Origin of the sequence: Aureitalea sp. L0-47 (genome assembly GCF_026126405.1) — a bacterium.
Lineage (GTDB): Bacteria > Bacteroidota > Bacteroidia > Flavobacteriales > Flavobacteriaceae > Pukyongia.
This window is the reverse complement of the sequence record NZ_JAFMTQ010000006.1, coordinates 100,971-126,419: the sequence shown is the minus strand read 5'-3', so window position 1 is coordinate 126,419 and position 25,449 is coordinate 100,971. Positions and strand designations below refer to the sequence as shown.

The 25,449-nt window shown below is 42.4% G+C and carries 32 protein-coding genes; 11 read left to right on the top strand and 21 right to left on the bottom strand.

Going from position 1 to position 25,449, the window contains the following annotated elements; genetic code table 11:
- Positions 1 to 36: 36 nt before the first annotated feature.
- From J1N09_RS08180 to J1N09_RS08165, 4 genes are all read left to right on the top strand, one after another.
- Positions 37 to 480 carry an Hsp20/alpha crystallin family protein gene (locus J1N09_RS08180; RefSeq protein ID WP_265199623.1) on the top strand — a complete coding sequence of 148 codons (444 nt, stop codon included), beginning with the start codon at positions 37 to 39 and terminating at the stop codon, positions 478 to 480.
- Between the two features lie 67 nt (positions 481 to 547).
- Positions 548 to 1,012 carry a hypothetical protein gene (locus tag J1N09_RS08175; protein WP_265199622.1) on the top strand — a complete coding sequence of 155 codons (465 nt, stop codon included), beginning with the start codon at positions 548 to 550 and terminating at the stop codon, positions 1,010 to 1,012.
- 84 nt (positions 1,013 to 1,096) lie between these two features.
- Entirely contained in the window at positions 1,097 to 1,732 is a 636-nt protein-coding gene (locus tag J1N09_RS08170) for a hypothetical protein (RefSeq protein ID WP_265199620.1), read from the top strand.
- A complete protein-coding gene (locus J1N09_RS08165; protein ID WP_265199619.1) occupies positions 1,729 to 2,715 on the top strand; it encodes an NAD(P)-dependent oxidoreductase in 987 nt (328 codons plus the stop codon). Before J1N09_RS08170 ends, J1N09_RS08165 begins: the two co-directional genes overlap by 4 nt.
- Position 2,716: 1 nt before the next feature.
- Here the strand turns inward: J1N09_RS08165 and J1N09_RS08160 are convergent, their stop codons facing one another.
- A complete protein-coding gene (locus tag J1N09_RS08160) occupies positions 2,717 to 3,547 on the bottom strand; it encodes a universal stress protein (RefSeq protein WP_265199618.1) in 831 nt (276 codons plus the stop codon).
- A 231-nt stretch (positions 3,548 to 3,778) separates the two neighbouring features.
- On the opposite strand from J1N09_RS08160, the gene trxB reads away from it, so the two are divergent.
- Positions 3,779 to 4,741 (top strand): thioredoxin-disulfide reductase, encoded by a 963-nt coding sequence (gene trxB / locus J1N09_RS08155; protein ID WP_265199617.1) that lies wholly within the window; start codon positions 3,779 to 3,781, stop codon positions 4,739 to 4,741.
- 131 nt (positions 4,742 to 4,872) lie between these two features.
- Here the strand turns inward: trxB and J1N09_RS08150 are convergent, their stop codons facing one another.
- Genes J1N09_RS08150 through J1N09_RS08125 form a run of 6 tightly spaced genes read right to left on the bottom strand, consistent with a single transcriptional unit; the run spans position 4,873 to position 8,947 of the window.
- Positions 4,873 to 5,397 carry a nuclear transport factor 2 family protein gene (locus J1N09_RS08150; RefSeq protein WP_265199616.1) on the bottom strand — a complete coding sequence of 175 codons (525 nt, stop codon included), beginning with the start codon at positions 5,395 to 5,397 and terminating at the stop codon, positions 4,873 to 4,875.
- Positions 5,398 to 5,436: 39 nt separating this feature from the next.
- Complete coding sequence (locus J1N09_RS08145; protein WP_265199615.1) at positions 5,437 to 6,156, bottom strand: head GIN domain-containing protein; 720 nt, start codon at positions 6,154 to 6,156, stop codon at positions 5,437 to 5,439.
- 39 nt (positions 6,157 to 6,195) lie between these two features.
- On the bottom strand, positions 6,196 to 7,944 hold the full coding sequence (locus J1N09_RS08140; RefSeq protein ID WP_265199614.1) for a PspC domain-containing protein: 1,749 nt from the start codon (positions 7,942 to 7,944) through the stop codon (positions 6,196 to 6,198).
- Positions 7,941 to 8,279, bottom strand: coding sequence for a PadR family transcriptional regulator (locus tag J1N09_RS08135; RefSeq protein ID WP_265199612.1), 339 nt, complete (start codon positions 8,277 to 8,279; stop codon positions 7,941 to 7,943). The genes J1N09_RS08140 and J1N09_RS08135 overlap by 4 nt, the downstream gene beginning before the upstream one ends.
- Before the next feature lie 4 nt (positions 8,280 to 8,283).
- Entirely contained in the window at positions 8,284 to 8,463 is a 180-nt protein-coding gene (locus J1N09_RS08130) for a hypothetical protein (RefSeq protein WP_265199611.1), read from the bottom strand.
- Positions 8,447 to 8,947: a DUF4870 domain-containing protein gene (locus J1N09_RS08125; RefSeq protein WP_265199610.1), complete on the bottom strand. Its 501-nt coding sequence runs from the start codon at positions 8,945 to 8,947 to the stop codon at positions 8,447 to 8,449. Before J1N09_RS08125 ends, J1N09_RS08130 begins: the two co-directional genes overlap by 17 nt.
- A gap of 133 nt (positions 8,948 to 9,080) precedes the next feature.
- Between J1N09_RS08125 and J1N09_RS08120 the strand changes: the two genes are divergently transcribed.
- Positions 9,081 to 9,539 carry a DUF4442 domain-containing protein gene (locus J1N09_RS08120; RefSeq protein WP_265199608.1) on the top strand — a complete coding sequence of 153 codons (459 nt, stop codon included), beginning with the start codon at positions 9,081 to 9,083 and terminating at the stop codon, positions 9,537 to 9,539.
- 134 nt (positions 9,540 to 9,673) lie between these two features.
- A complete protein-coding gene (locus tag J1N09_RS08115) occupies positions 9,674 to 9,871 on the top strand; it encodes a hypothetical protein (protein WP_265199606.1) in 198 nt (65 codons plus the stop codon).
- Between the two features lie 38 nt (positions 9,872 to 9,909).
- Here the strand turns inward: J1N09_RS08115 and J1N09_RS08110 are convergent, their stop codons facing one another.
- From J1N09_RS08110 to J1N09_RS08075, 8 genes are all read right to left on the bottom strand, one after another.
- A complete protein-coding gene (locus J1N09_RS08110) occupies positions 9,910 to 10,845 on the bottom strand; it encodes a hydrogen peroxide-inducible genes activator (RefSeq protein ID WP_265199604.1) in 936 nt (311 codons plus the stop codon).
- Positions 10,846 to 10,952: 107 nt separating this feature from the next.
- Positions 10,953 to 11,399 (bottom strand): DUF2141 domain-containing protein, encoded by a 447-nt coding sequence (locus tag J1N09_RS08105; protein ID WP_265199603.1) that lies wholly within the window; start codon positions 11,397 to 11,399, stop codon positions 10,953 to 10,955.
- A gap of 140 nt (positions 11,400 to 11,539) precedes the next feature.
- Entirely contained in the window at positions 11,540 to 12,871 is a 1,332-nt protein-coding gene (locus tag J1N09_RS08100; protein ID WP_265199602.1) for a DUF58 domain-containing protein, read from the bottom strand.
- Positions 12,871 to 13,869 carry an AAA family ATPase gene (locus tag J1N09_RS08095; RefSeq protein ID WP_265199600.1) on the bottom strand — a complete coding sequence of 333 codons (999 nt, stop codon included), beginning with the start codon at positions 13,867 to 13,869 and terminating at the stop codon, positions 12,871 to 12,873. The genes J1N09_RS08100 and J1N09_RS08095 overlap by 1 nt, the downstream gene beginning before the upstream one ends.
- Positions 13,856 to 15,073: a DUF4350 domain-containing protein gene (locus tag J1N09_RS08090; protein ID WP_265199599.1), complete on the bottom strand. Its 1,218-nt coding sequence runs from the start codon at positions 15,071 to 15,073 to the stop codon at positions 13,856 to 13,858. The genes J1N09_RS08095 and J1N09_RS08090 overlap by 14 nt, the downstream gene beginning before the upstream one ends.
- The gene (locus J1N09_RS08085; protein WP_265199597.1) at positions 15,066 to 15,824 is read right to left on the bottom strand and encodes a DUF4129 domain-containing protein; all 759 of its coding nucleotides are present in this window, start codon (positions 15,822 to 15,824) and stop codon (positions 15,066 to 15,068) included. Before J1N09_RS08085 ends, J1N09_RS08090 begins: the two co-directional genes overlap by 8 nt.
- Before the next feature lies 1 nt (position 15,825).
- Positions 15,826 to 16,692, bottom strand: coding sequence for a hypothetical protein (locus J1N09_RS08080; RefSeq protein ID WP_265199595.1), 867 nt, complete (start codon positions 16,690 to 16,692; stop codon positions 15,826 to 15,828).
- The gene (locus J1N09_RS08075; RefSeq protein ID WP_265199685.1) at positions 16,670 to 17,641 is read right to left on the bottom strand and encodes a stage II sporulation protein M; all 972 of its coding nucleotides are present in this window, start codon (positions 17,639 to 17,641) and stop codon (positions 16,670 to 16,672) included. Before J1N09_RS08075 ends, J1N09_RS08080 begins: the two co-directional genes overlap by 23 nt.
- Positions 17,642 to 17,678: 37 nt before the next feature.
- On the opposite strand from J1N09_RS08075, the gene J1N09_RS08070 reads away from it, so the two are divergent.
- Positions 17,679 to 18,392 (top strand): RDD family protein, encoded by a 714-nt coding sequence (locus J1N09_RS08070; RefSeq protein WP_265199594.1) that lies wholly within the window; start codon positions 17,679 to 17,681, stop codon positions 18,390 to 18,392.
- Positions 18,393 to 18,404: 12 nt separating this feature from the next.
- Here the strand turns inward: J1N09_RS08070 and J1N09_RS08065 are convergent, their stop codons facing one another.
- Positions 18,405 to 19,145 carry a peptidylprolyl isomerase gene (locus J1N09_RS08065; RefSeq protein ID WP_265199593.1) on the bottom strand — a complete coding sequence of 247 codons (741 nt, stop codon included), beginning with the start codon at positions 19,143 to 19,145 and terminating at the stop codon, positions 18,405 to 18,407.
- Positions 19,146 to 19,147: 2 nt separating this feature from the next.
- Here J1N09_RS08065 and J1N09_RS08060 point away from each other — a divergent pair, with 2 nt between their 5' ends.
- Both J1N09_RS08060 and J1N09_RS08055 read left to right on the top strand, forming a co-directional pair.
- Complete coding sequence (locus tag J1N09_RS08060; RefSeq protein WP_265199591.1) at positions 19,148 to 19,789, top strand: NUDIX hydrolase; 642 nt, start codon at positions 19,148 to 19,150, stop codon at positions 19,787 to 19,789.
- Between the two features lie 68 nt (positions 19,790 to 19,857).
- Positions 19,858 to 20,721, top strand: a complete 864-nt coding sequence (locus J1N09_RS08055; RefSeq protein ID WP_265199589.1) for a lysophospholipid acyltransferase family protein — start codon at positions 19,858 to 19,860, stop codon at positions 20,719 to 20,721.
- Here the strand turns inward: J1N09_RS08055 and J1N09_RS08050 are convergent.
- Complete coding sequence (locus tag J1N09_RS08050; RefSeq protein WP_265199586.1) at positions 20,718 to 21,365, bottom strand: hypothetical protein; 648 nt, start codon at positions 21,363 to 21,365, stop codon at positions 20,718 to 20,720. The genes J1N09_RS08055 and J1N09_RS08050 overlap by 4 nt on opposite strands.
- Positions 21,366 to 21,370: 5 nt before the next feature.
- Entirely contained in the window at positions 21,371 to 21,865 is a 495-nt protein-coding gene (locus J1N09_RS08045) for an RNA polymerase sigma factor (RefSeq protein WP_265199584.1), read from the bottom strand.
- A 123-nt stretch (positions 21,866 to 21,988) separates the two neighbouring features.
- Here J1N09_RS08045 and J1N09_RS08040 point away from each other — a divergent pair, with 123 nt between their 5' ends.
- Positions 21,989 to 23,263: an NAD(P)/FAD-dependent oxidoreductase gene (locus tag J1N09_RS08040; protein WP_265199581.1), complete on the top strand. Its 1,275-nt coding sequence runs from the start codon at positions 21,989 to 21,991 to the stop codon at positions 23,261 to 23,263.
- Here the strand turns inward: J1N09_RS08040 and J1N09_RS08035 are convergent.
- From J1N09_RS08035 to J1N09_RS08025, 3 genes are all read right to left on the bottom strand, one after another.
- Positions 23,260 to 23,616 carry a hypothetical protein gene (locus J1N09_RS08035; RefSeq protein WP_265199580.1) on the bottom strand — a complete coding sequence of 119 codons (357 nt, stop codon included), beginning with the start codon at positions 23,614 to 23,616 and terminating at the stop codon, positions 23,260 to 23,262. The two genes, J1N09_RS08040 and J1N09_RS08035, sit on opposite strands and share 4 nt — an antisense overlap.
- A 77-nt stretch (positions 23,617 to 23,693) precedes the next feature.
- Entirely contained in the window at positions 23,694 to 24,788 is a 1,095-nt protein-coding gene (locus J1N09_RS08030; protein WP_265199579.1) for an adenylate/guanylate cyclase domain-containing protein, read from the bottom strand.
- Between the two features lie 18 nt (positions 24,789 to 24,806).
- Positions 24,807 to 25,403 (bottom strand): YdeI/OmpD-associated family protein, encoded by a 597-nt coding sequence (locus tag J1N09_RS08025; RefSeq protein ID WP_265199576.1) that lies wholly within the window; start codon positions 25,401 to 25,403, stop codon positions 24,807 to 24,809.
- Positions 25,404 to 25,449: the final 46 nt, after the last annotated feature.

Here is a 25,449-nt window from a genome sequence, read left to right as displayed (position 1 = left end):
ATTGTAAAAGAATATTAATTTTTAATCAATAATCCTATGTCACTTATTAAATTCAGAAGAAGAATGCCACTGATAGATCGTGGTATTCCTACATGGTTTGACACGAGTGATATATTTGATGACGATTTCTTTGAAAATGGAAAGAGTTTGCCACCAATGAATGTTAAGGAGACTGAATCTACTTATAACATTGAATTGGCAATCCCCGGATTTTCCAAAGACGAAATCGAAGTATCTCTCGAAAATGATGTTTTAAAAGTTTCTGCCGAAAAGGAGAAAGAAACAGTTGAGGAAGACGTAGAAGGATATACTCGTAAAGAGTTCAGTTATAATTCCTTCGAGCGCAAGATCAAAGTACCTAACACGGTAAATCAAGATAAAGAAGTTAAAGCAACCTACAATAACGGGCTATTGAATCTACAGCTTTTCAAAGAGGAAATTGCTATAGAACAGCCTAAAAAGAAGATTGAGATTGAATAACTTCTAAGAGAAGGCAGAAAGCAGGATGACTGTTCTGCTCTCTGCCTTTTACGCTAAAATCAACATTATGCATATCAATCCTTCATCAATAAAATACATAGAGTGGAGAAGTCCTGAAGGGCTCCATGAAGATACTATTACCTGCCTTTCGGAATTGCGTTTCCTTAAATCTGAAATTTCTTTTCTCTCAAACCTTATCAAGAGCCATACTCTGGAACTGCTAAGTGAAGACCTATTTGAAGAAAGCAGGAAGATCGCCTTAGAGCTTAGTAAACAAAAGAAGAGTGTAAAACCACTGATCAAGAAACTGATGAAACATTCCAATACTTTGGAAACTTTATTGGATGACATCGATATCCCCGATGAAGAGGACGAATATAAGACGCTACATTATCAGCTTATGTTTGAAACCGTAGCTAACTTATCTAAATTTAAAAAGCTGAAGCGACGGGTATTCAGACTCATTAAAAAAATCCTCAAAGAAAAGAAAAAACGAAGACTGCTTAAGCCCGGAGATACGGAGGTTAAATAGCAGATTTAAAAAGATACACTACTATCATCACAAATCACAACGGAGAATAATTAACTAAAACCTAAAACTGTAAACATCTTCGCTATGCACAAGACAATGCTTCTCCTGATTGCCTTAGTGGCTTTGTGGTCATGTTCCTCCACGCGGATTATTGAAGAATGGGAAAGCCCTGATACACCTGTATATGAAGCCAACAAAGTACTGGTAATTGGAATGACTGCCGATACGGAACTTCGAAGAACTTTCGAAGATAAGCTGTCGTCCGGATTGGAAAAGGAAAAGATAATCGCCGTTAGGAGCATTGATTTCTTTGAAGGCTCCTTTACTGATTCAAATAAAACAGATGACGAATTGAGTACCATTGAGGGTAGGTTGCTCGATGCGGGTTTCGATGCGGTGATGATCTCAAGGATAACAGGTACTGAAGAAAAAGTAACCACCGTCCAGGCGGTACGAGGATTCGTAAATGATTTTCAGAATTTCAAGGATTACTATCGCACCAACCAGAACCTGTATAGAAGAAATAACACGCAATCGTATAAGGTCTATCATACGGAAACCACGGTTTTCTGTATTTGTCCCGGCAAAGAACGAGAATTGTTGTGGAGAGGAAGAATCGATATTGTCGATCCATATAATCGCGAACGGAATGTGAATGAATATGTGCGAACCCTTCTTAATAATCTGAAAGAAAAAGAATTAGTAATCGTCCCCGAATGAAAGTACTGATCTATAGCTCAAAAGATTTTGAAATTCCCTATCTCAAAGCTGCAAATACTGAAGGGCTTGAAGTTATTTACACACGCGACAGGTTAACCACTAATACGGCAATGAAGGCACTTGGCTATGACGCCATTTCTATTTTTTCGGCCGACGATGCCTCTACAAACGTCCTGGAAAAGCTCCATGATTTTGGGGTAAAATACGTTGCGCTTCGCTCCACGGGTTACGATAATATCCACCTGAAAACGGCAGAAAAATTTAATATCAGGGTTGCTCATGCCCCTGCGTATTCACCCTACGCAATTGCGGAACATGCGATGGCCCTTTTACTGGCCTTAAATAGGAAGATAGTGAGAGCTCACGAACAGATGAAGGAACAGGATTTTACACTTTCGAGTCTCATTGGTTTCGATCTGTATCGTAAAAAAGTTGGCGTTCTTGGTACGGGTGCTATCGGTAGTGTAGTTGTGAGATTGCTGCACGGCTTTGGTTGTGAGATCTATGCAAATGACCTAAAGCCTAATCTGGCGCTTCACAATCAATATGGAGTGACCTATCTGAGTAAACAGGAAATGCAGGGACTATGCGATGTCCTTATGGTTTGCCTTCCACTTACTTCGGAAACCTACCATCTCTTAGATTCTGATGTGATATCCGGAATGAAGGATAAATCGCTTGTAGTGAATATCGCACGAGGTGCTATTGTTCATACTCCCGCTATCTTGGATGCCTTGGATTCAGGTAAACTGGGGGGATATGCTTCCGACGTCTACGATAAGGAGAGTGGGGTTTATTTCTACGACAGAAGGGGAGAGGCGCTGAAAGATTCCAACCTGAAGAAATTAATTGATCACCCGAATGTAGTACTTACTCCTCATCAGGCCTTTGCTACCGTAGAAGCCCTTGAGAAAATAGCCGAAACTACTTTCCACAACCTGAACAGCTGGAATACCGGCAAGAGTCCGGAATACGAATTATAGGCTAGTCGTGCATTACAAGAAGAGGAACCTTTGTCGCATAGCTTATCTTTGAAGTATCCGATCCATGGATGAACCTGTCCAGGAATTGCTTCTGTTCGATAAGAATACTGTGCATGTCTACGCTAATGAGTTGGGTGAAGGAATGAATGGCCATGGGTGCCGGAATTCCTTTCAGATAGTGATTCTTAACTCTTAGATCATCAAACATACTATTGAACTCCTTGCTGCTTTCAACTTCGGAATTGCTGCGTTTTTCATCTATGTGGAGTATGTGCAACTCGGGCTTGTACAGCTCAATAAAGTCCATGAAGGGTTGCAATGCTTCTTCCGAAGGATACTTCTCATCGATCACCGTGAACAACATTTTTTTTAACTCATCAAACTCGTAGTTTTCGGGAATAGCAAGTACCGGACATTTAATTTGCCGAATTACGTTAAGGGTGTTACTTCCGAAGATTGCTTCCCTGGCCCCGCTCGCCCCATTTGTTCCCATTACTATAAGATCAATGTTTCGGGAAGCCACGGTTTGAGCAATACCATCAATGAAAACATCAAAATCGAACAATCCTTCAAATTCGAAAGCTTCATCGCTATATTCGGATCTGTAGCGATCCACCACATCATTGATTTTGGACTTATTATCTGCGGAAATTGCCTCGTGAACGGAGGAACCTGGAGATGCCGTCATTAGATCGTCCATGATATAGTCTGACGATTTCTGAATGTTCAGAATAACAAACTTCATATTCTGCCCGGAGAAGTACTTCATGGCATAATCCATGGCCTGAAATGAATTTTCTGAAAAATCGGTAGGCAATAGTATATTTTTCATCTCACTGACTTATGGAATAAAGATAGCGGTTTCCTGCTGAAGTATTACTGACGGTTGTCAATAGATAGGGCAATACAATATGTGTGTAAAGATGATGGGACGCTTTTTACCCAATAGAATGCCAAATAGCGATTCTTGATAAATCCATCCTTTTTATTGATAACTTTTACTGTAAGGTTTAGGTGAAAGTTACTACTTTTACTTCAGCAGAAATTCAAGAGAATAACAACTATGTCTGAACAAATTGAAAGAATAAAATGTCTGATCATCGGATCGGGCCCTGCCGGTTATACAGCCGCGATATATGCGGCTCGCGCCGACCTTAAGCCTGTAGTTTACACAGGTCTTGAGCCGGGTGGGCAACTCACTACTACAACTGAGGTAGATAATTTTCCCGGTTACCCGGAAGGTATCGATGGCCCAACTATGATGGTGCAGCTTCAGCAACAAGCAGAGCGTTTCGGAACCGAAGTACGCATTGGAATGGTGACTTCTGTGGAATTGAGTGATGAAGAAGGTGGTATTCACAAGGCTGTGGTTGATAATACCAAAGAGATCGAAGCGGAAACTGTGATAATTTCTACCGGCGCCACTGCGAAATATCTGGGGCTTCCAAGTGAGCAGCGGCTTAGAGGCGGAGGAGTTTCTGCCTGCGCCGTTTGTGACGGGTTCTTTTATAAAGGTCAGGACGTTGCAATAGTTGGAGGTGGAGATACAGCAGCGGAAGAGGCTACTTATCTCTCAAAGATCTGTAACAAAGTAACCATGCTGGTGCGTCGTGATGAAATGCGGGCCTCTAAGGCCATGCAGCATCGGGTAAATGCAGCTAAGAACATCGATCTGCGATATAACACGGAAGTCGAGGAAGTTGTTGGAGATATGGTGGTTGAAGGGTTAAAGATGAAGAATAACGTAACCGGGGAGATCGAAGAGATCCCAATTACCGGTCTTTTCATTGCTATTGGGCATAAGCCGAATACAGAAATCTTCAAAGGGCAGCTGGATATGGACGATACCGGTTATATCATAACCGAAGGTAAGACTACCGAGACGAATAAGCCCGGAGTATTTGCCAGTGGTGATGTTCAGGATAAGGACTATCGACAGGCAGTAACCGCGGCTGGCACAGGATGTATGGCAGCACTGGATGCGGAGAGGTATTTGCAGGGTATTGAAGCTAAAGTTACCACTTAACCGAGCCTTTAATTTCAACGACTATTTTGTCATTCTGAATTTCATTCAGAATCTGTTTTATTTTGCATGCCTATAGAGTCCGAATCATACTTCGACCTAGCACAGTACAGGAGTTCGGACTGACAGAGTCGTTATTTCATCTGGTGATCATAGCTGAGGACACGTTTTAGTCGCCATTGGTCGTCTTCGATGAGCCATAAATGAGTGAATCTGGCAGTACTTCCCGGAATCTCCTGCTTTTCCTTAGGTTTTTCAAAGAATCGGTGGATTCCTTTCTGAAGCGCGCCGTATAGTTTTCCACCGTCGTAGAGAGGGAAAACTTCCAGGCTTCCTTCTATCAATTCGCGCCTTGAAGAAAAATTTGGATTGCCACAAATTCCATTTTTGTATTGCTGAACGAATTCCTCCTTACTCTTTGTGATTCCGCCTTTGTCATGATAGAATTCAAGGTCTTCGGAAAGGAGGTCCTCAAAGGCATTCAGCTCACAATTATTGAACCCCCGTTCGAAGATAAGACTGTCGTTTTGTTTCAGGGTGAGAAATAATTCCGAATCGGTTGAAACCTGGGCCATCATTCCGAAGGAAATAAAACAGGCGAAAATCAATATTGCTTTCATCATAATTGTAAAAAGAGAAACCCAGGGTACTATGGACATTACCCCGGGTTTCATCATGGGTGGTTGGTATTACTTTTATTACATTTTGTGTACACCGCCGGTTCTGCCACCTTTGTTGGTAACAGCTGCCGGGTCTCCGTAGTAGTGGACATCACCGCCACTGGAGGCTTCTGCATTGAGGCGCTCCTTAACGTTTACTTTGATGTCGGCACCACTGGATGCATCCGCATTACAAGTAGCAACTAGCAGTTCTTTGGCATTCAGGTCGCTTCCGCTGCTCGCTTTAGCGCGTAGGGTAGTGGCTTTCCCCGATAACTTCATATCGCTTCCACTACTGGTTTCCGCGAACACTTCCTTGGATATAATTTCCAGTTCAAGGTCTGCACCACTACTGGAATCCAGGTTTAGTGATTCACTTTTTATTACTGAATTTCCGATAACATCGGCACCGCTACTAGCTTCGATACTCGTTAAGTTCACATAGGTTACATGTACTTTTTTGGCCTTCGCACGCCCGATATTTTGCATCGAACGGATACGTAGTTTCCCACCTTCCACACTGGTTTCAATAAATTCCAGCAGGTTCTCATCCGCCTCTACCACCACTTTGTTTTCTGAACCTTCGGTGAGGTATACATCGATACCAGCAGAGCCTTTGACCTTGGTGAAATCGGATACGGGTCTTTCTTCAGTTTGAACATTGCCATTACCGTCTATTTGTCCGATACTAAAATCGAAATTACAGCTGGTAAGCGTTGCGGCGGCTACAAACGCGATTAGGATTTTCAGTGTTTTCATGATTGTGATTGATGTTATGCCTCTCGGCGTTTAGTTGATTTAATTATTGATTTCTGTTGAATCTGTTTCGGTTATTGTCTCTTCTATTTCAGAAGGAACCACTTCCTCTATTGTTTCTGAGGTAGACATACCGTCGTCATCGTCAAGACTTTCGTTCACTTCTTTTACCCAATCCTCGTCGTTCTCATCTTCTTCATTAGAACGCAATTCATTTTCAGGGCAATCCAGGCATTTGGTCTTGTTCTTCATAATAAGAAGGTATTGCCCTTCATCTCCGTTATTCAGTATGTCTCTTGAAGACGAATAATTACGATGGAAGGAATAGGTGTTGTCGTCTGCGATCAATACGGTGCCTACCGGAAGATAAAGTATCAGGTCCATTTCCTGGTCCTGGTACTTATTCTCGAATTCCGTTGTGAAATATCCGTCCAACAACAAGGTCCCATCTTCCAGCGAATAGTTGTAATCGATTGCCTCAGCACGCGCTTTGGCGTCGTTATAACTACTACCATCCGCATGCTTCTGGATCACAAGCTTAGCTGTTGGATCATCCGTAGATCGAACAATAAGTCGAATGTCATTTGAATAGATCACTTTTTCGTCATTATCATTGTATTCGATACGGATTCCACCACCTCTGTGCACGCTGTAACTATATTGGTCGTTGGCTCTCATAGCGAGGGCAAGGGTATCACCAGGAACGACCTGAAGTTCGTTCTCGGTGATGAAATCACCGTTGTACGCCTGCTGTGTTGCCTGACGCACCCCGATGATTCCCAAACCAACTAAAGAGGCTACCCAAAGTATCAGTAATACGATCTTTGCTGTTGTACCAATGGATTTCAGGTTGCTGATAAGCAGTTTCAATCCAAGTATGAACAATACAAAGAAAGGAATACCGATGGCTAGAAGCAGTATTAGTGACAACAGCCATATGGGTGTGTTCGATGTGTCTACGGCAGTGAAGTAATCGAGGAGTTCACCTTGTCCCCAAATATCTACGGAGCCTAATGTGAATAGTCCTACGATAAGACCGACAAGTGTTGATAATGCCGTGATTATAAGTATAATTCCAAAGAACTTGACAAATATGTTAAGGATTGCAAGAAGGATATTACCGAGGGCGTCAAAAAAGCTGGTTCCACCTTTTTTTACTTTCTCCCCGTATTTGTCATAGTCAGCGCCTTTTACCTTATCCGCGACAGCATCATATCCTTCCTTGAACTTTTTTTCAATATTCGAGATATTCACAGGCTCCCCTGTCATTTTTAATTTATCTGAGGTTGATTCCGCAGCGGGGACCAGGATCCAGAACAATATATAAACGACGATAAAGATTCCGCTTGAAAAAACGGTTAGGAGTACCCATAACAGACGCACCCAAATGGCATCGATGCCAAGGTAGTGTCCGAGTCCGGAAGAAACACCGGCGATAAATTTATTATCGATATCTCTGAATAGTTGTTTGTAAGAAGGTCTTGATCTTCTTTTGGCAGCAGGAGGAACGTCTTCAAAGATCTCCTCGTCTACCATATAATCTTCGGGCTGACCCATTACTGAGATCACCTCGTCTAGTTCTTTTGTTGAGACTACCTGCGAATTATTTTCTAATTTTTCAGAAAACAGCTCAGCAATACGGGCTTCTATGTCCCGCAGGATCTCGTCACTTCCCTGAGGATCTGACAGCGATCTCTTGATCGCCTCAAGATAGCGTTGTAGTTTGGCAAAGGCATCTTCGTCTATATGGAAGAAAGTACCTGCTAAATTTATGTTTACTGTTTTTTTCATTTTTTAATAGTTTCGCTGGTTACTCGGTTTACGGCCTGTTGCAATTCGCTCCAGGTAGTGTTTAACTCGTTTAAAAATATTTTACCTGTTTCGGTAAGTTCATAATACTTGCGAGGCGGTCCACTGGTGGACTCTTCCCATCGATACGATAGCAAACCGGCATTTTTTAGGCGGGTAAGCAGGGGATAGATGGTTCCTTCTACCACAAGCATTTTAGCGTCTTTAAGCGTTTCCAGAATATCCGAAGTATAGGCCTCGCCATCCTTTAGGATAGAGAGGATGCAGTATTCCAGAACCCCTTTGCGCATCTGTGCTTTTGTGTTTTCGATCTTCATCTTTTTACTTGATTTTTTGAGATAACTGTTCGTTTTTGATGATGCAATGTGTATTCATATTCTGTTGAATTTGCTCACATTGTATGATCTCCGCTTTAGGAGCGTTATCGTAACTCCTGTGAACACCGGTTATGGACAGCAGACTTGCTGCTATCGCCATTGCTATATTAATTAGAGTGCTCATGACTTGATTGATTTTCGAGGTTAGATTTTAAAAATGGTATACACAACGGGTATTTGTACAATTCACCGCGTGAAGCTTTCATGGTGGCGCTTATTACCGCATATAATTCGAACAGGAAAAGTCCGAAGAGTAAGAGAGCCACTATACTAAATAGAATTATAAATCCGGATAGGTTAGTAGCGTTATTCACCGTCACATTCCCTACGGTATGCTCGATGGCATCGATAAGCGAAACGAAATCGGTAGCGAACATTAGGAAGAAGGGGATACATACGAGTCCTATTACTAAGGAATAGACCAGGATGCTCAATTGGAAATTTATGGCCTGTCTTCCGTGTTCATCGGCAAATGGTTTTTCTTTGTTGAAAGACCATAATATGAGTGGAACGAAAAAATTTCCGAAGGGGAAAAAGTACTTCGAAAAGGTACTCAGGTGAATAAGAGCGCCGAGTTGTTTTTGGTTTTCTGATGGGTTTCTTTCCATGACAAATTATCTTCTTATGCAAATATATGTCTTTAAACTGGTATTATGTTACGCATAGTACTAAAAATTAACATTATATTAACATATTTAGTGAGTCGAATAAAATGAATATATTAGCCTGAAATTCTACAAAATGCCCATGAAACCTGGTGCTATAAATACTTTTCTCTTTTTTAAACTACCGGCTGCATATTTTACTGGTGTTCGACTGAAGTCGATTTCTACTAAAAACTGCACAACCTCTGTTAGGCATCGATGGATCAATCAAAATCCATTTCGATCCATATTTTGGGCTGTACAGGGAATGGCCGCCGAACTGAGCACAGGCGCTCTTGTTATGTCTAGTATTAAAGAGAGTGGTAAACCGATTTCTATGTTGGTCGTTAAAAATAAGGCTTCATTTTCCAAGAAGGCAACCGGGTGTATTACATTTCGATGTGAAGACGGTTTGGCGATCCGGGAGGCGATCCATAAAGCAATCGAAACAGGTGAGGGGCAGACCTGCTGGATGCATTCCGTAGGAACCAATAAAGAAGGTGTTGTTGTTTCGAAATTCGACTTCGAATGGACCGTGAAGTTGAAAAACAGATAGTTAGCTTCAGAATTAGTTAAATAATTATTAACAGAGGAAATAAAATTCCGGATTTTTTGTTATCTTGAAGGAGTCTAATCAAAACCTTGTGCGTATAGAGATTACTACTTAACCTAATTAATAACTGTTTAACTATGGCTAGAGCAATGTTCGATTACACCAAAGCCGTTTTGAAAAAAGTAAGCTTTGATGTGAATTTGTTCTGTAAAGAGTTGAAGAAAGCGCTAAAAAGACTCCTCCCTTACGAAATTGAGGAATTGAAGATCTGGATCGATGCTCTTATTAAACAGAACCCCCAGTTAAATCAATGTTTAATCCTTCTAAACCCATAAATTAATCCCGCTTCGGCGGGATTTTTTAATTTCAGGGCCTATTTGTTAGGTGGAATGATCTTTACATCCTGGAAGGCAATGGCCCCTCGAACTACCGAGGCGATCAAATCGTAAAGCGCATCGATGATCTGCAACTTCAGTTCACTCTTACTATAGATAATACTTACCTCCCGCGCCGGCGGTGGTTCCACAAAATATCTAAGGTTCTCTTGCTTAGCTCCGGATACGTCCAGAGAATTCAAATAAGGTAACAAAGTCATCCCCAATCCTTCATCGCACAACTTGATAAGCGTTTCAAAACTTCCGCTCTCCAATTGAAAACTATCTCCTGAACTCAGCTTGGCAGACTGACATAAATTTATAACACCATCCCGGAAACAATGTCCGTCTTCAAGTAGCAGTATATCCTCAATGTCCAGATCGGTGCGATCTATTTGTTTCTTTTGCGAGAGTCTGTGGCTTGGAGGAATGTAACCTACAAATGGCTCGAAATAGAGTACCCTTTCCTTAATCTTGTCGTTGTAAAGCGGTGTAGCGGCAATAGCCGCATCCAGGTGACCATCGATGATCTTAGTAATGATCTCATCGGTGGTTAACTCTTCTATCTTCAACTGTACCTTAGGATACTTGTTCGTAAAATTTCTAAGGAACATAGGTAACAAAGTAGGCATGACCGTTGGTATGATACCTAACTTAAATTCACCGCCAATAAACCCCTTTTCCTGGTCTACAACATCCTGCATCCTATCGGCCTCATTAACTATGCTTCTGGCCTGGTTCACGATCTTGTTGCCCACTGTGGTCAGTTCTATGGGTTTCTTGCTTCGGTCGAAGATCTGGATATCGAGCTCTTCTTCCAACTTCTGAATCTGCATACTCAGGGTAGGCTGGGTAACGAAGGTCTTTTCAGCTGCTTTTGTGAAGTTTTGGTGCTCAGCGACCGCTAAAACGTATTTTAATTGGGTTATGGTCATTTATAAAATTTATATAAAATTAATAAATAATATTCAAAACCTATCGCTTCAAATCGGATATAAAAAAACCGCCGAATTCTCGGCGGTGATAATCATTCCGTTTTTATTTACATGATGATATCCAGGGTAAGGGGCTCTCCTTTCACTTCGAAATTTGCCTCGCTCCACTGCGGAGGTCCCATGCTCATCACATTGTTCGATACACCGTACATTTCAATCGGCATACCATTAGGTTCAAAGTCCATTTTCTTATTCCCGTTCTTGTCATGGAATAATGTGATCGCGTAAGTGCCGGGTGTAACATTTTCAAAGGTTACCGTTGCTTTTCCGTCTACGATTTCGGATTCAAGTCCTTGTAAAGGTGCCGAACTCATAAAGTTGTCTTCAGTAAAAAGTCCGAAAATAACCGTCCCTTTGTCGCTCTTCACCGGAACATTTACGGTTATTGTTGTTGTTTCTGAAGTCGCATCTTCAGCGATCATGGAATCGGCATCTTGTGCATTCAGTATAAAACTGCTTAATACTATTGTAATGGTTACTAGGATCGTTTTCATCATTAGTGGATTTAAAGTGATTACTTATTTACACTTCAAATGTCCATAGCTTAGGTGGGATTTACCAAAGGAATCTACCCAACTGTAAATTTTTACTACTGAATTGTAACTTAGGAATCCTTGAGGAATTATGTAACCCGCTATAGCAGTCCTCTAGCCTTAATCTCCAGGTATTTGTTGATAGTATTGACAGTTAATTCCTCAGGAGAGGTCAGCACTGTCTGTATTCCTCTTTGCTGAAGTTCCAGTACCATCACCTTCTTATCGTACTCGAATTGCCGTGCTATGGTTTGGTCTACTATTTCCGGAACGTTTTCGGCATTGTCCTCGATGAGTTCTTTCAGTTCGGTATTTTCGAAGAAGATCACAACCAGAACGTGTTTCTTGGCAATGGCCTGAAGGTATTGCATCTGACGGTGCAATGAAGAGATATGTTCAAAATTAGTATACAGCATTAACAGGCTTCGGTTTGTGATCTGCTGCTTTACAAAGGCCTGCAATTTCCCGAAACTGGAATCCAGGAATTTGGTTTCCACGTTGTACAGGCTTTCCAGTATGTTGTTCAAATGTGTTTTCTTTGCTTTTGCAGGGACGAAATTCCCAATCTTATTAGAAAAGTCGAGCACACCTACTTTATCACCTTTCTTAAGGGCTATATTCGAAAATGCCAGTGAACTGTTGATCGCATAGTCCAGGAGTTTAAGTTCGTTGAATGGCATTTTCATAATCCTGCTAGTGTCTATGATAGAATACACCGGTTGCATTTTCTCGTCCTGGTACTGATTCACCATGAGTTGCCCATGCTTGGCCGTGGCCTTCCAATTCACCGTCCGAACATCATCACCCAACACATATTCCTTAATTTGTTCGAATTCCATAGTGTGCCCAATCCGTCTGATCTTTTTCAAACCGGCATAGGCAAGTCGGTGGTCGATCGCCATGAAATCGTACTTTTTCATTTGAATAAAGGAGGGATAGACTTTGACCATCTGCTCTTTATCGAAGGTATATCGCCTGCGAATGAGTCCGATGACAGAGCTCACATAACAATTCAGGTTCCCAAAAAAATACTCACCCCGATCAACCGGACGAACGCCGTATTCAAGTGTCTGACTGTGCTTACCCGGAATACTAGTCTTGCGGAGAAAATCTCGTTTTTGGAACTGGACGGGGAGTTCGTCTATCAGTTCCACTTTTAGGGTGAACCGATGACGATTTCTCAATTGTACGATCACATCGTTTTCGTCGCTGTTTGAGAACTTTTCGGGTAGTATTCGCGATCCTTCCATTCCTTTTCCACTGTACAACATACTGATCTCCATCAGCAGTAATAGTAGCAATCCTAATACCAACAGCCAGACGATTCCGTATAATGGAACGATCCAATACGAAATCAGGAACAGCAGCGCGATCACCGAGATCGCGTAGAAAAATCGCTGACTGAGATACAGGGATTTAAGGAATTTAATCACTATCTGGGTATTTCAATGGATTGAGAGATCATGTCTATAACTGTCTCAGGTGCCATCCCTTCCATTTCTCTTTCTGGAGATAGAATGATTCTGTGTCTAAGTACTGGTGCAAGAGCCCGCTTTACATCATCCGGAGTAACGAAATCCCTTCCACTCATGGCAGCAAAAGCTTTAGATGCATTCATGATGGCAATGGAGGCCCGTGGGGATCCACCCAGGTAGAGGTGTGGGTGATTCCTCGATTTATCTACGATCTGCGCAATGTATGAGAAGATCTTTTCTTCGATCAATACACTTTGAACCAGTTCCCGGAAGTTCCTAAGTTTTTCAGGTGTAAGAACACCGGATATAAGAGTTTCAGGGGCAGTGAGTTTTCGATCGTGATGTGATTTCAGTATATTGACCTCGTTTTCCAGACTCGGGTATCCTACACGAATTTTAAATAGGAACCTGTCCAGCTGTGCTTCAGGTAGGGGGTAAGTCCCTTCCTGTTCCACGGGGTTTTGGGTAGCTAACACCATGAAAGGATATTCCATATCGTACTTGATCCCATCCATAGTGATCTGTCGCTCCTCCATTACCTCGAATAAGGCCGCCTGAGTCTTTGCCGGCGCCCGGTTAATCTCGTCGATGAGTACAATATTGGAGAAGATAGGTCCTTTCTTAAATTCGAATTCAGATTCTTTCATGTTCAACACCGAAGTACCCAGTACATCGCTTGGCATAAGGTCGGGAGTGAATTGGATCCTACTGAAATCTGTTTTCAGGGTTTTGGCGAATAACTTGGCTGTGATCGTTTTGGCGATTCCCGGTACTCCTTCGATCAGGACGTGGCCATTGGCCAGTAAACTCACGATAAGTAGTTCAATAAAGTCCTGCTGACCGATTATCACTTTGTTGAGCTGGCCCTTTATTTCCGCAACGGTATTCCTTAACTCATCCAGAGGAATTCGGTTGCTGAATTGAAGCTCTTCATTTTTTTCTTCAGGATTTTCCATCTATCTGCTGTTTAAATGATTCTATTTTAAAATGTAATTCTTTTAATTCTTGTTTTGATATCTCAGGTTTGTGTTCCATCTTTTCCAGATATACGAACAACTCTCGAGTATCGTCGAAAGTATTTCCACTTCTGGCCGCTAACGATTCGAAGAACCTGCTGTTGATGATATTGGTTGGGACGCGATATTGGGTTCTTACGTAATCCATAAACAGGGAGATCTGTTTGCGAGCGACGTTGTGATATTCTTTCTTATCCAGGTACATCCCTGCAATAGTCCTGGTGTATTCATAGGTTTGATTACGAAGGGGTTTGATGATTGGAATCTTGCGCTGTTTGCGTTTGCCTTCAAAGATCACGTATAAGAACAGCCCGATCAACACAAAGTAATACGCCCATTTCAGGTATTTGTTATTCAATAGGATATACAGCGGTGAAAGATTTACGGCTTTGCCGGTTTTGTAATAATTATCGTAATAGAACGGAAGGTCGTTGTTTACATAAGATAGCACTTGTTCGGTATGCGCTGCATAGTCATCCGTAAGCAGGAAATAATTCGAGAAGATCTCAGGCTGAGCATGAAGGAATATCGATCCGTCTCCCACCGGCGCCTTGATGAAATTCACCTTGGGATCGGTCATGGCCAGTGTGTCCAGGTAAAGCTGGCCTTCTCCCAGGACCACCTGGTTAAGGGTATCGATCTTTTCAAAATAGCGTACGTCGAAATCGTGCTTAATGTGGTAAGGTTTTTTCTTCTTTAGATAAGGGTTGCTGAGGTCTAGCAATGGTTCCGAACCAAGATTACCGGCTGCCCAATCGTTTCGCATTTCAAGTTTCAGTGTATCCATCAAAGAATAACTGTGATAATTGGCCGAAACAAACAAATTATTCCCTTCGCTTACCCAATCCAGAATCTTTTCCACTTCGGTGGGGTCGAAATCGACGGAATTATTCACAAAGAAATAATTACCCTTAAACTCGGGATCCCTCATTTTTTCGTAAGGTGGAATGTTCACTTTCCTGTAGTTGTCTTCCAATTTTTCCGAGAGTAGTTCATCCAGCACATAGGTTCCCAGGGGTATTTTATCGGAAGTGGTATAACTGGGGAACCAATTCACAGGTTCCGGTTTGGAAGCTTCTATGTACACCAGGGACGCTACAACGATTATCAGTCCCAGAAATATTAATTTTTGGAACTTACTCATCGTCTTGGGGTATTTGGTTAACTAAGGTGTTGAACGAATGCTGAGCTATACTAAAATCGGATTCCGAAACATCGAAATTCCCGTACCAGATATAATCATAGATATTGGTAACATTACTGAAACGCTTACTGATCTCTTCGGAATCTATCTCGGAAACGTATTCCCTGTTCGTCTTATCGAATTCGTAGTGAATGATCTCCGCCTTGCTGAGTTTCTTCAGAACCAATAAATAATAGTATCGTATCGCCAAACGATAATTCTTAGCTTCCAGCGCCTTCTGAATGAGATCGCTGATATTCCTGGATTTGATGATCTCTTCCTCCTCGGTGTAGAATACTTCGGGCGCTTCTTTAGACTTGAGCAGTCGTGCTCCCGGATTCAGTTTGTAGAACAACCAGATAACGAAAAATACAATTCCCGCAATAATGATGTAGGGTAGAATTTTTATAAGAAAAGCCAGGATTCCAACGGCTTCGTAGTCCCCCAGTAGCCACCTCCAGAAACTATCCCAGAGTTCACCCAGCCATCTTATAAATTGCTCGAACCAGGATTCCGAAGCTTCCAGTTCCGTATAGTCAAAATCGTCGTCTACTTTGAATTCATCAATGATTCCTTCGTCCAATTCCATTGGTTCCACATCCTCTTCGGAGTCGTATACTACCACCGGCTTGATCGTCTCCTGCAGCGAATCCTGCGATACGCTTTCAGGAGAAAAAAACAGGAATATGGAAATGAACAGTAGTATTCGCATTTTATTCTTCTCGCTTACCCAGGGAATCGATGGTTTCAATGGTTCCTGTGAAATTCTTCTTTTCGTTCAGATCGAAATAAATAAAGGCCGAAGCGATCACCATAAAGGTTTGAAGCAGGTATTGTGCAACAAGACCGATGGAACTCAAGGTCATGTCGATCCAGTCGAAAGCTTCCACACCGCCTGTATAGGTCTCATTCATTGTAAATTCCTTGGTGAAGAAATAGATATATTGAGGTACCTGAAAGATCATGGATACGATATAGTAAATAACATAGATCACTATCAAGGTGGCGAATGTGGTCCACCAGTATCCTTTGATGAGGTCGAAGCTATAACTAATGGCATCTGAAACACTGCGCTTTTCAAATACTAAGATCATATAGGTCGTAATTATGACCACGCCAAGGTAAACACCCGGTAAAATACAAACCAGAAATCCGGCGCCCACCATGAGTCCGTTTAACAGACTCAAGCCAACTAAGCCCCAAAAATTAGTACGTACCCCCTGTGCCACTTCTTTTTTATCGATCAGCCCATTATTGTTAACGTAAGATTTGATGGCGCAAAGCACCGTTCCGTAGAGCAGGGCGAAATAAAGACCCCCGGCAAGAAGTAGAACGACGAGGGAAATGAAGAGCCCAAATAAACCATCCTCAAAATTATTACTCGTTGAATATGGATCGAAGGCCCCCATAGTGGATTCGAGGTAAAAGACATAGGCAAGTACAAGGATAATGAGTGCGGGTCCCGCGATCCTGAAGATGAGCCCGAATAGCACCTTGTAGTTGTATCTCAGGAACTTAAAGATATCCGTTATGATCTTTCCAAGATCCCTGCTTTTTTTAAACTGAATGAATTCGTTCATGTCTTCGTTTTAGTTTTATGGGGTAAATGACGTAGTAAAATACAATCAGGTTCAGTGATCCCAGGATGATAAGGATGGCGAGCCAATCCGGCATTTCCGTATGTCGGGTGACAAAGCCTTCAAGGAAGCCGGCAATAATAAAGAAAGGAACCGTGCTGATAACGATCTTTAATCCTGCCTTTGCGCCTCTCACAAACGACTGCAGCCTGCTATAGGTCCCCGGAAACAGGATTCCGTTACCGAAAACCAGTCCGGCAGCCCCCGCAACGATGATCACAGAGATCTCAATGGTACCGTGTATCCAAATGGTCCTGGCACTTTCCCATAACATTCCCTGGTCGTAAAAGAAATACTGAAAGGATCCCAGCATGATAGCGTTTCGCATGAGAATGTAAAGTGTACCTAGTGAAAAGAAGATACCAAACAGAAAAGCGATCAGTGCAACTCTTACATTATTAATAGTAATCCCAAGGAACATATTCATTTCTCCCATTTCTTTGTAGACCGCCATGGGGTCACCACTATCGATATTATCCAGCGTCATGTTAACGTAGCCATCACCGAGTATGAGACGGACGAAATCCCCGTCGGTTGCTGACGAGTAAGCACCAATTATTGAAAACAGAGCAAAAGTTAGAAAGGAGATCAGTAGTTGTTTCTGGTATTGAGCAAAGAAAAGCGGGAATTCCTCTGTGTAAAAAGTGATAAACCTGGATCTCGACTCCCGTTTGGTTTTATAGATCTTCTGATGGGCAAGTACGGAGAGCCCATTGAGGTAGCGTAGGGTGTTGCTGTTTGGATAGAAGGTTTGAGCGTAACTCAGATGGTCTGTGATTTCAATGTAAAGCGCACTTAGCTCGTCCGGAGAGACCTGCACATTATTCCGAAGAACATTTTCAAATTTTAGCCATTTATCCTTATTTTGCTTTGCAAATGCCGCTTCACGCATCGTACCTTCGTAGTTTATTTTCAAAGAAACAGTTTTAATGGATAATTTTCAAATAGAAACCGCCCAAAATGTGAACATCGCGCAAAATGTAGCGGGGGTAGGAGATCGTATTCTTGCCTACCTGGTGGATAGCATTATTATGGGTATATATTTGTTTCTTATGATCATCCTGTTCTCCTGGCTGGAGATGGACGATGATTATATGTTTGTCGTGATTATGACAGTGGGGCTTCCCATTCTCCTATATCATTTATTATTCGAGGCGTTTTGGAACGGTCAAAGTCCTGGAAAACACGTCATGAAACTTCGCGTAGTAAAAATTGACGGATCTAAACCCGCCTTTTCAAATTATTTGCTTAGATGGTTGCTCCGACTGGTGGATATTAGCATTGCCAGCGGTGCGGTAGCTCTGGTTGTAATACTTTTTAATGGAAAAGGGCAGCGACTGGGAGATATAGCGGCACAAACTACCGTGATCACCGAAAAACCAGCCATTTTTCTTTCACAGACTATCCTTGAGGACATTCCGGAAGATTACGAACCCATGTATCCACAGGTAACTGTTTTCTCAGACAACGAGATGCAAACTATTAAATCTGTTTATAACGAGGCAAAATACGGCGGTAATCATAATATCATACTGAAGCTGGCTTCAAAGGTCTCAGGCGTTATGGAGATACAATACGAAGGTACTCCCATGGCCTTCGTTAACAAAGTGATTCAGGATTACAACTATTATACTCAGCAATAATGGATATCCTTACTATTGGATGATCTCAGCATCTATGTAAATATTCTCCAGAGGCCAGTCGCCTTCATCTTTAGGCAGATTAGCGATCTTCTCAACCACGTCCATCCCCTTGGTAACTCTTCCGAAGATGGTGTAGTTACCATTCAGGTGTCCTGTAGCCGCTTTGGGGCCTAGAAAAATAAAGAACTCGAAAGGAGCTGTCCTCTTGTCGGGGTTTTCACGATATTCCTTGGCGCCTGAGATTGTTCCGTATTGATGGATTCGGCCATTATCGAGCTCTGCGGGAAGCAGGTAATCTTTTCCAATCTGGGCTCGCTTTTTTGTAGTGCCACGGTTATCACTATTCCCCGCCTGGATGATAAAATTAGGAACCACCCGGTGGAAGAAGGTTCCGAAGAAATATTTCTGCTTCACCAGGTAGATAAAATTAGCCCTGTGCAGCGGGGTATCTTCGTATAGCTCAATTTCAATATCACCATGAGCCGTGGTAACACGAACCCTGGTTTCCGGGTTTTCTTTTCCGTACTCTGTAAGGAATTCAACTACATTTTTGTTGGTGATCTTCTCGTAGCTTGGATCGGCTATACCTTCTTTATCCCTTACTATGATCTCCGGTTGCACTTCGGGTATGCTGTCTTTAAGCTGTATGGTTTTGTTAGTAGTATTCGTTTTATCGGGCGCTGTCTTTTTGTTATCTTCACAGGCCAAAATCAGAAAGAAGAGTAGAACGTAAATTCGCCAGTAGTTTTTCATAAATGGATTTTTCAGCATTTGAATCTGCAGTTGCTAAAATAAAGAATTTGCCACTTCCGGGTGAAGGATCACATATGGAAATGGCACCTCTGGAGCGACTTCTTGAATTAAAGAGATTGGCGCACAAAGCTAAAACAGGCAAACGAGCCGGTGTACTCATGCTTTTTTATCCTTCGGAAGAACGAATCACCCGTTTTGTACTTATACTTCGTAAGACTTATAAAGGTGTGCATTCGGCACAGGTAGGCTTTCCCGGAGGGAGGTATGAAGATGGCGATCTAAACTTCGAACACACGGCTTTGAGAGAAACGGAAGAAGAAGTTGGAGTTCCCTCGAAGGACGTGACGGTAATACGGCGGCTAACCGAGTTGTATATTCCACCCAGTAATTTCTTTGTGCAACCCTATATGGGGATCACTAAACGCTATCCCGATTTTGTTCCTGAGGCCAGTGAAGTAGATGCGATAATTGAAGTGCCACTTTCAGAATTCATGAATGAGAAGGTGCGGATAACGAAGACCCTATCGACCTCATATGCAGAGAATCTAGAGGTCCCTGCCTTTGAACTTCAGGATCATGTGGTCTGGGGAGCTACGGCTATGATGTTGAATGAAGCCCGGCAATTACTAATTCAGACCTTGTGAATAGGGTTTTTCATATATTTGCACGGCTTGCCGCTGTACGGTAAGTCTTACAAAGCAGTTACGTAACTATGGGGCTTTTCAAGAAGAATCCTTTCGGACATATATTATTTCTGAAGAAATGGTTGATCAGGATCTTGGGTGCATTAACACACCGAAGATTTAAAGGCTTTAACCAACTGCAGATCGAAGGGAGCGAGATCATCAAGGAACTTCCCGATACTAACGTACTTTTCGTCTCCAATCACCAGACCTACTTTGCCGACGTGGTAGCTATGTTTCACGTATTCAACGCAAGTTTGAGTGGGCGTACGGACAGTATCAAGAATATAGGATACCTCTGGAATCCAAAATTGAATATTTATTTTGTGGCAGCTCGGGAAACTATGCAGTCCGGACTTCTTCCGAAGATATTGGCCTATGCTGGTTCGGTGAGCATCGACAGAACCTGGCGTTCCAGGGGTAAAGAAGTGAATCGGCAGGTAAAGATGAGCGATGTTAGTAATATTTCAAGGGCGCTCAACGATGGTTGGGTGATCACCTTTCCGCAGGGTACCACCAAGCCCTGGAAACCCATTCGCCGGGGAACAGCTTTCATTATTAAAGAAAACAAACCTTTAGTAGTTCCTATCGTAATCGATGGTTTCCGAAGATCTTTCGATAAAAAAGGACTCAGAACCAAGAAGAAGGGGATCCTTCAATCGATGGAAATCAAAAAACCTCTTGAGATCGACTATGAGAATGAGTCTATCGACTCCATAGTGGAAAAACTTGAGTACGCTATCGAGCAGCATCCTTCCTTCTTAAAGGTAATTCCGGAAGAGGAATTGCTTCGCCGTGAAGAGGAGAATAAAGAGCGTCAGTGGCGTAAAGAGACCAAGAAGAAAGAGAAAAAGAAGAAAAAGGAAAAGAAATCCGATTCAGAAGAAAACTAAACTTCGATCTTTTTCAATTCCCTGTAATTTCGTTTTAGTCTTCTTAAAAGAATTCCATATACCAACCTGTAGAAAATAACAAGGAAGACTATCAGTAGTACTCCAACAATTATCTGTGCCGTAAAGAATACGGTAGTAAAACTTTCGGGCGGGATAGCCGCATAATCCTCGCTAAATTTAGAAAATGTAGCATACAACATCTCCTTTTTGGAGTAGTAATAGATATTCGTAAACGTTAGGAGAAGTATGGCCGCACCAATATTGTAGTATACGAAGTATCGTACCGTTTTTCGCGTTCTGAGGATACTGGACATCAGGTTTTTTATAGAGTCTGTCACCTGTATGGAGCGATAATTCTTGTAAAAGAGGTAAATAAAAACAAAAGTGATCACATAACCTACGATACTCACGATCAACAGGGTGGATTTAAGCCCCATTGCTTCATTGATCTGTTTACTGGATTCGGGAGCTACAAAAGCCAACGAGGTCCAAAGGATCAGCTCGGCTATACTGATGTAAAAGATCCATTTTACCAAGGAGGACGATTTGCGCAATAGCATTGGGTAAATCTCCTTCGAGGACAGTTTGGGGAATTCCTGTTCCCTGGATTGCCATTCTCTTTTTAATACTTCTAATTCATCCATATCGCTTACGGATTTAAGATTTTTCTCAGTTTTTCCTTTATTCGATTCATCTTCACACGAGCATTCACTTCACTGATACCCAGTGTTTCAGCGATCTCCCGGTACGATTTATCCTCCAGGTAAAGGAAAACCAGAGCTTTATCGATATCATTCAAATTCTTAACCGCTTTGTACATAAGTTTTAACTGCTCTTCGATAGTATCATCATAGGCTTCCGCGGTAATTTTAAAGCTTACTCCTTCATAATCCTGAGTCTGAACCCTGCGCTTGCTCTTTCGATAAAGCGTAATGGCCGTATTCAGTGCTACACGATACATCCATGTACTAAACTTGGAATCGCCCCTGAATTTGGGATAAGCCCTCCATAACTGAATGGTTATCTCCTGAAAAAGATCATTATGTGCATCACTATCATTGGTGTATAAACGGCAGATTTTATGCACAATGTTCTGATTCTCCTCAAGTTGAGCGACAAAACTATGTTCCAGTTCCTTAGTCAATGGTTTCCTGTTAGCTGTTGAATTAGTAATTAACTCCTCAACATTGTTACAGATTTCATAAAAATAGCCGTTTTTTTCCGGTAAAATACCCAGTTGTCGTAAATTTGAACTTTATCTTCTTCTATGAATATTCCTAACACCAACAAGCCACGAATCGTTGTGATTGGCGGTGGTTTTGCAGGAATCTCCTTTCTCCGGAATCTTAAAAAATCTCAATTCCAGGTCGTTTTGTTCGACAAGCGTAACTACCACACCTTTCAACCGCTGTTATACCAGGTCTCCACTGCTGGCCTTGAACCAGATTCTATTGCCTATCCCCTGAGAAAGATCTTTCGGAAACACGAGGATTTTCATTTCCGTTTGGCCGAAGTCCATCGCATAGATACGCGGCAGAGTACAGTCCATACCTCAATAGGTGACCTGTCCTTTGATCACCTGGTCATCGCTACGGGTACCCGCACTAATTTCTTCGGAAACAAATCGATCGAGGAACACAGCATGCCTATGAAAACTGTTCCCCAGGCACTCAATATTCGAAGCCTGATGCTTCAGAACATCGAAAAAGCGGATATTACCGACGATCCGGAGGAACGAAAGTGCCTGCTGAACTTTGTGATCGCCGGAGCAGGTCCTACGGGAGTAGAACTGGCAGGCGCCCTGGCCGAATTCAGAAAAGGAATTTTAAAAAACGACTACCCGCACATCGCCCAGAAAGATATGCAGGTACATCTTGTTGAAGGGAGCGATCGGGTACTTTCACCCATGAGCACTTTTGCTTCGGCTAAAGCCAAGAAATTCCTGGAAAAGATGGGTGTTCGTGTACATCTGAACACCCTCGTAGCGTCTTACGATGGTACTACGGTCACCACTTCCGAAGGAAAGACATTCGATGCCGCTACCTTTATCTGGGCAGCGGGGGTTACTGGATCCCCGGTTGAAACCAATAATGGGAAAATAGAATTTGCAAGGGGAAATCGCTACCCGGTGAATGAGTTCAACCAAGTAGATGGCCACACCAACCTCTATGCCCTCGGAGATGTTGCTTATATGCCAACCGAACAGTTTCCGCAAGGACACCCGCAGGTAGCCCAACCTGCAATTCAACAGGGGAGAAGACTCGCCTCAAACATAATGCGCCTGCAGAAAGGGAAGAAAATGCTTCCATTTCGATATACCGATAAAGGAACCATGGCTACTATTGGCCGAAATAAGGCCGTAGCGGATATCAAGAAGATGCGATTCGCCGGTTTGTTTGCCTGGATTCTATGGATGGTGGTACACCTGTTCTTTCTCGTGGGATTCCGGAACAGGGTAGTGACGTTCTTCAACTGGACGTACAACTATATAAACTACGATAAAGCCGCGCGATTGATCATTCGGCCTTACAAACGCAACTAGTGGATTTTTACAGGTATGGGTTGCCCGTTATTGATCCATCCACCACCGATCTCATCAATGTTCACATCCAGCTCGTCACTGGTGTCAATACTATTGATGTTCACCTTTAATTCATCATAAGTATCTATACTTTTAAGGTTTACATTTAATTCGTCGTAAGTGTTGATATCCACGATGCGCACATCAATGGTTTCCATGTCTGAGATTGGAACCAGTGCATATTCAGTATTCCCGGTTGTCCCTTCCGTAGCCGCGTGGGCTTTTGGAATGAGTTCCAATTGCTGAACAAGATTGATAGTAAGACAAATGGCGATAACCGTAAGCACGGTTTTAGTGTAAAGATCCGTTTTCATGACCTGTTATTTAAAGTTAACTATGATTTCTTCTGAAGGAATCAAAATTCGTTCCTAACTGGAATTACCTTGAACAATTAGGATACGTAGGTAACCAATTGCGTCTCTTCTCGCTTACCTTTCAACTGCATTTTGCCCAGTTCCTTAATACGTAAACCTTCCGGCAGTTGGTAGGCTACGTCAGCAAATTCCCGGGAAGCGAGTATATCCACACCAAATTCGTTGCATTTGTCCTGGATACGGGCCGTGGTATTCAGAACATCTCCGGAAAAAGCGATATCCCTTTTAATTTGTCCGAGTTCCCCAACGGTAACCTGTCCAAAATGGTATCCAACCTTAAATTTTGGGACGAGTCCGTAGCGTTCCTCATATCGCTCGGCTTTGTTGTGAATGAGCTCCTTCATATGATAGAAACAGTGAATTGCATTCCCGTTCTTTAAGCCTGCTTTCATTTTCCAGGAGATCACAACCTCATCGCCTACATATTGGTATACCTCGCCGCGCGTTTGAACGATAGCCGGTACTATATCTTTGAAAAAATCCCTTAACAGGAGAAAGTACTTGTGTTCGCCAAGAGTTTCGGCAATGGCTGTGGCATCTTTAATATCAGCAAACATAAAAATGCGTCTTTCGTTTTTAGGCCTGAAATATCTACCCAGCAAATAATCACCAAATATTCCGGGTCCGTATTTATCGTTCACCATCAGAACGATTAGCGTAATTATAACTATAAAAAGCCATATGATATAATTCTTAACGAACATCCAGGTTCCGAAGAAGAGGGAAACATCTTCAATAACATCGGGATGGAAGACACTAAGCTGGTATTCTTCACTAATGGCATATGACGCGGCTGTTACACTAACGATCACGGCTGCAACCGAAAACGCGACAATAATGATCAGCAATGCTTTCCAAAAAGCGTATTTGCGCAACCAGTACTCCATAAGGTGTAGTGTGAGGAAACCTCCAACCAGTCCTGCCGCTACCGATGCCACCGCATTGGCCGTAAAGGCAGACATAAAATCGTAGTCTGAAGTGAGATAACCGTTACTAACCAAACTGAAGTATTCCAGCAGGAAGATGGTGGTATTGATGAGTACCCAGATCACGAAGATCCACATCGATTTTCTAAAGTATCTCCAGAATAGCCTGGTTTTGTAGCTGGTCATTTGAATTATCTTGCCTTTCTAACAGTTCTTATATTTGTCGTTCAGGCCAACTCCCTGAAGTATCATTGGTTTGATCTTTTCCAACCTGCTCAATTGGGTTGCTTCTCGCTTGGCCGATCCCACATGTTCCGAATATTCGCGCTGTCGACCAGGAGTTAGACCTTCGAAAGCTTCTTTGAATGCCGTATCCTTTTCCAGTGCCCGGTTTAGTAATTCTGGTATTGTTACAGACTTTTTCTTCTTAGGTTTTACTTCTTTACCTGCCAGGGAATTTTCGGTGGCCTCACGAATGTATTTCAGTACGATATCCTTTTCGATAATATCCCCTTCTGTAAATTTCCATTGCCGTAGTGCTTTGGTCTTTCCTTCCTGGGCGTTGATCAGATTTTTGTCGGGATCCTTCAGAAATACACCTTGGTGAAACCATATTGCAAAATGATGCTTAAAGGCTGCAAAACCCGCAACCAGTTTGCCGTTCATGGTATATGTTGGCGACCCCCATTTCACATTCTCTACCAGGTCCGATTGCTGAAATACCTCACGCAATTGCTGTAACTGAGAACTCCATCGATGGTGCTTTTCAATATAGGCACTAACTTTTTCTGAAACGTTCATAACCAGGTTATTTAAGCTCAAGGTACTACATTTTCATAAAAAAAGC

Coding starts and splice junctions, on each gene's coding strand:
- J1N09_RS08180 (WP_265199623.1), top strand. CDS start 37: ATGTCACTTATTAAATTCAGAAGAAGAATGCCACTGATAGATCGTGGT.
- J1N09_RS08175 (WP_265199622.1), top strand. CDS start 548: ATGCATATCAATCCTTCATCAATAAAATACATAGAGTGGAGAAGTCCT.
- J1N09_RS08170 (WP_265199620.1), top strand. CDS start 1,097: ATGCACAAGACAATGCTTCTCCTGATTGCCTTAGTGGCTTTGTGGTCA.
- J1N09_RS08165 (WP_265199619.1), top strand. CDS start 1,729: ATGAAAGTACTGATCTATAGCTCAAAAGATTTTGAAATTCCCTATCTC.
- J1N09_RS08160 (WP_265199618.1), bottom strand. CDS start 3,547: ATGAAAAATATACTATTGCCTACCGATTTTTCAGAAAATTCATTTCAG.
- trxB (WP_265199617.1), top strand. CDS start 3,779: ATGTCTGAACAAATTGAAAGAATAAAATGTCTGATCATCGGATCGGGC.
- J1N09_RS08150 (WP_265199616.1), bottom strand. CDS start 5,397: ATGTCCATAGTACCCTGGGTTTCTCTTTTTACAATTATGATGAAAGCA.
- J1N09_RS08145 (WP_265199615.1), bottom strand. CDS start 6,156: ATGAAAACACTGAAAATCCTAATCGCGTTTGTAGCCGCCGCAACGCTT.
- J1N09_RS08140 (WP_265199614.1), bottom strand. CDS start 7,944: ATGAAAAAAACAGTAAACATAAATTTAGCAGGTACTTTCTTCCATATA.
- J1N09_RS08135 (WP_265199612.1), bottom strand. CDS start 8,279: ATGAAGATCGAAAACACAAAAGCACAGATGCGCAAAGGGGTTCTGGAA.
- J1N09_RS08130 (WP_265199611.1), bottom strand. CDS start 8,463: ATGAGCACTCTAATTAATATAGCAATGGCGATAGCAGCAAGTCTGCTG.
- J1N09_RS08125 (WP_265199610.1), bottom strand. CDS start 8,947: ATGGAAAGAAACCCATCAGAAAACCAAAAACAACTCGGCGCTCTTATT.
- J1N09_RS08120 (WP_265199608.1), top strand. CDS start 9,081: ATGCCCATGAAACCTGGTGCTATAAATACTTTTCTCTTTTTTAAACTA.
- J1N09_RS08115 (WP_265199606.1), top strand. CDS start 9,674: ATGGCTAGAGCAATGTTCGATTACACCAAAGCCGTTTTGAAAAAAGTA.
- J1N09_RS08110 (WP_265199604.1), bottom strand. CDS start 10,845: ATGACCATAACCCAATTAAAATACGTTTTAGCGGTCGCTGAGCACCAA.
- J1N09_RS08105 (WP_265199603.1), bottom strand. CDS start 11,399: ATGAAAACGATCCTAGTAACCATTACAATAGTATTAAGCAGTTTTATA.
- J1N09_RS08095 (WP_265199600.1), bottom strand. CDS start 13,869: ATGGAAAATCCTGAAGAAAAAAATGAAGAGCTTCAATTCAGCAACCGA.
- J1N09_RS08090 (WP_265199599.1), bottom strand. CDS start 15,073: ATGAGTAAGTTCCAAAAATTAATATTTCTGGGACTGATAATCGTTGTA.
- J1N09_RS08085 (WP_265199597.1), bottom strand. CDS start 15,824: ATGCGAATACTACTGTTCATTTCCATATTCCTGTTTTTTTCTCCTGAA.
- J1N09_RS08080 (WP_265199595.1), bottom strand. CDS start 16,692: ATGAACGAATTCATTCAGTTTAAAAAAAGCAGGGATCTTGGAAAGATC.
- J1N09_RS08075 (WP_265199685.1), bottom strand. CDS start 17,641: ATGCGTGAAGCGGCATTTGCAAAGCAAAATAAGGATAAATGGCTAAAA.
- J1N09_RS08070 (WP_265199594.1), top strand. CDS start 17,679: ATGGATAATTTTCAAATAGAAACCGCCCAAAATGTGAACATCGCGCAA.
- J1N09_RS08065 (WP_265199593.1), bottom strand. CDS start 19,145: ATGAAAAACTACTGGCGAATTTACGTTCTACTCTTCTTTCTGATTTTG.
- J1N09_RS08060 (WP_265199591.1), top strand. CDS start 19,148: ATGGATTTTTCAGCATTTGAATCTGCAGTTGCTAAAATAAAGAATTTG.
- J1N09_RS08055 (WP_265199589.1), top strand. CDS start 19,858: ATGGGGCTTTTCAAGAAGAATCCTTTCGGACATATATTATTTCTGAAG.
- J1N09_RS08050 (WP_265199586.1), bottom strand. CDS start 21,365: ATGGATGAATTAGAAGTATTAAAAAGAGAATGGCAATCCAGGGAACAG.
- J1N09_RS08040 (WP_265199581.1), top strand. CDS start 21,989: ATGAATATTCCTAACACCAACAAGCCACGAATCGTTGTGATTGGCGGT.
- J1N09_RS08035 (WP_265199580.1), bottom strand. CDS start 23,616: ATGAAAACGGATCTTTACACTAAAACCGTGCTTACGGTTATCGCCATT.
- J1N09_RS08030 (WP_265199579.1), bottom strand. CDS start 24,788: ATGACCAGCTACAAAACCAGGCTATTCTGGAGATACTTTAGAAAATCG.
- J1N09_RS08025 (WP_265199576.1), bottom strand. CDS start 25,403: ATGAACGTTTCAGAAAAAGTTAGTGCCTATATTGAAAAGCACCATCGA.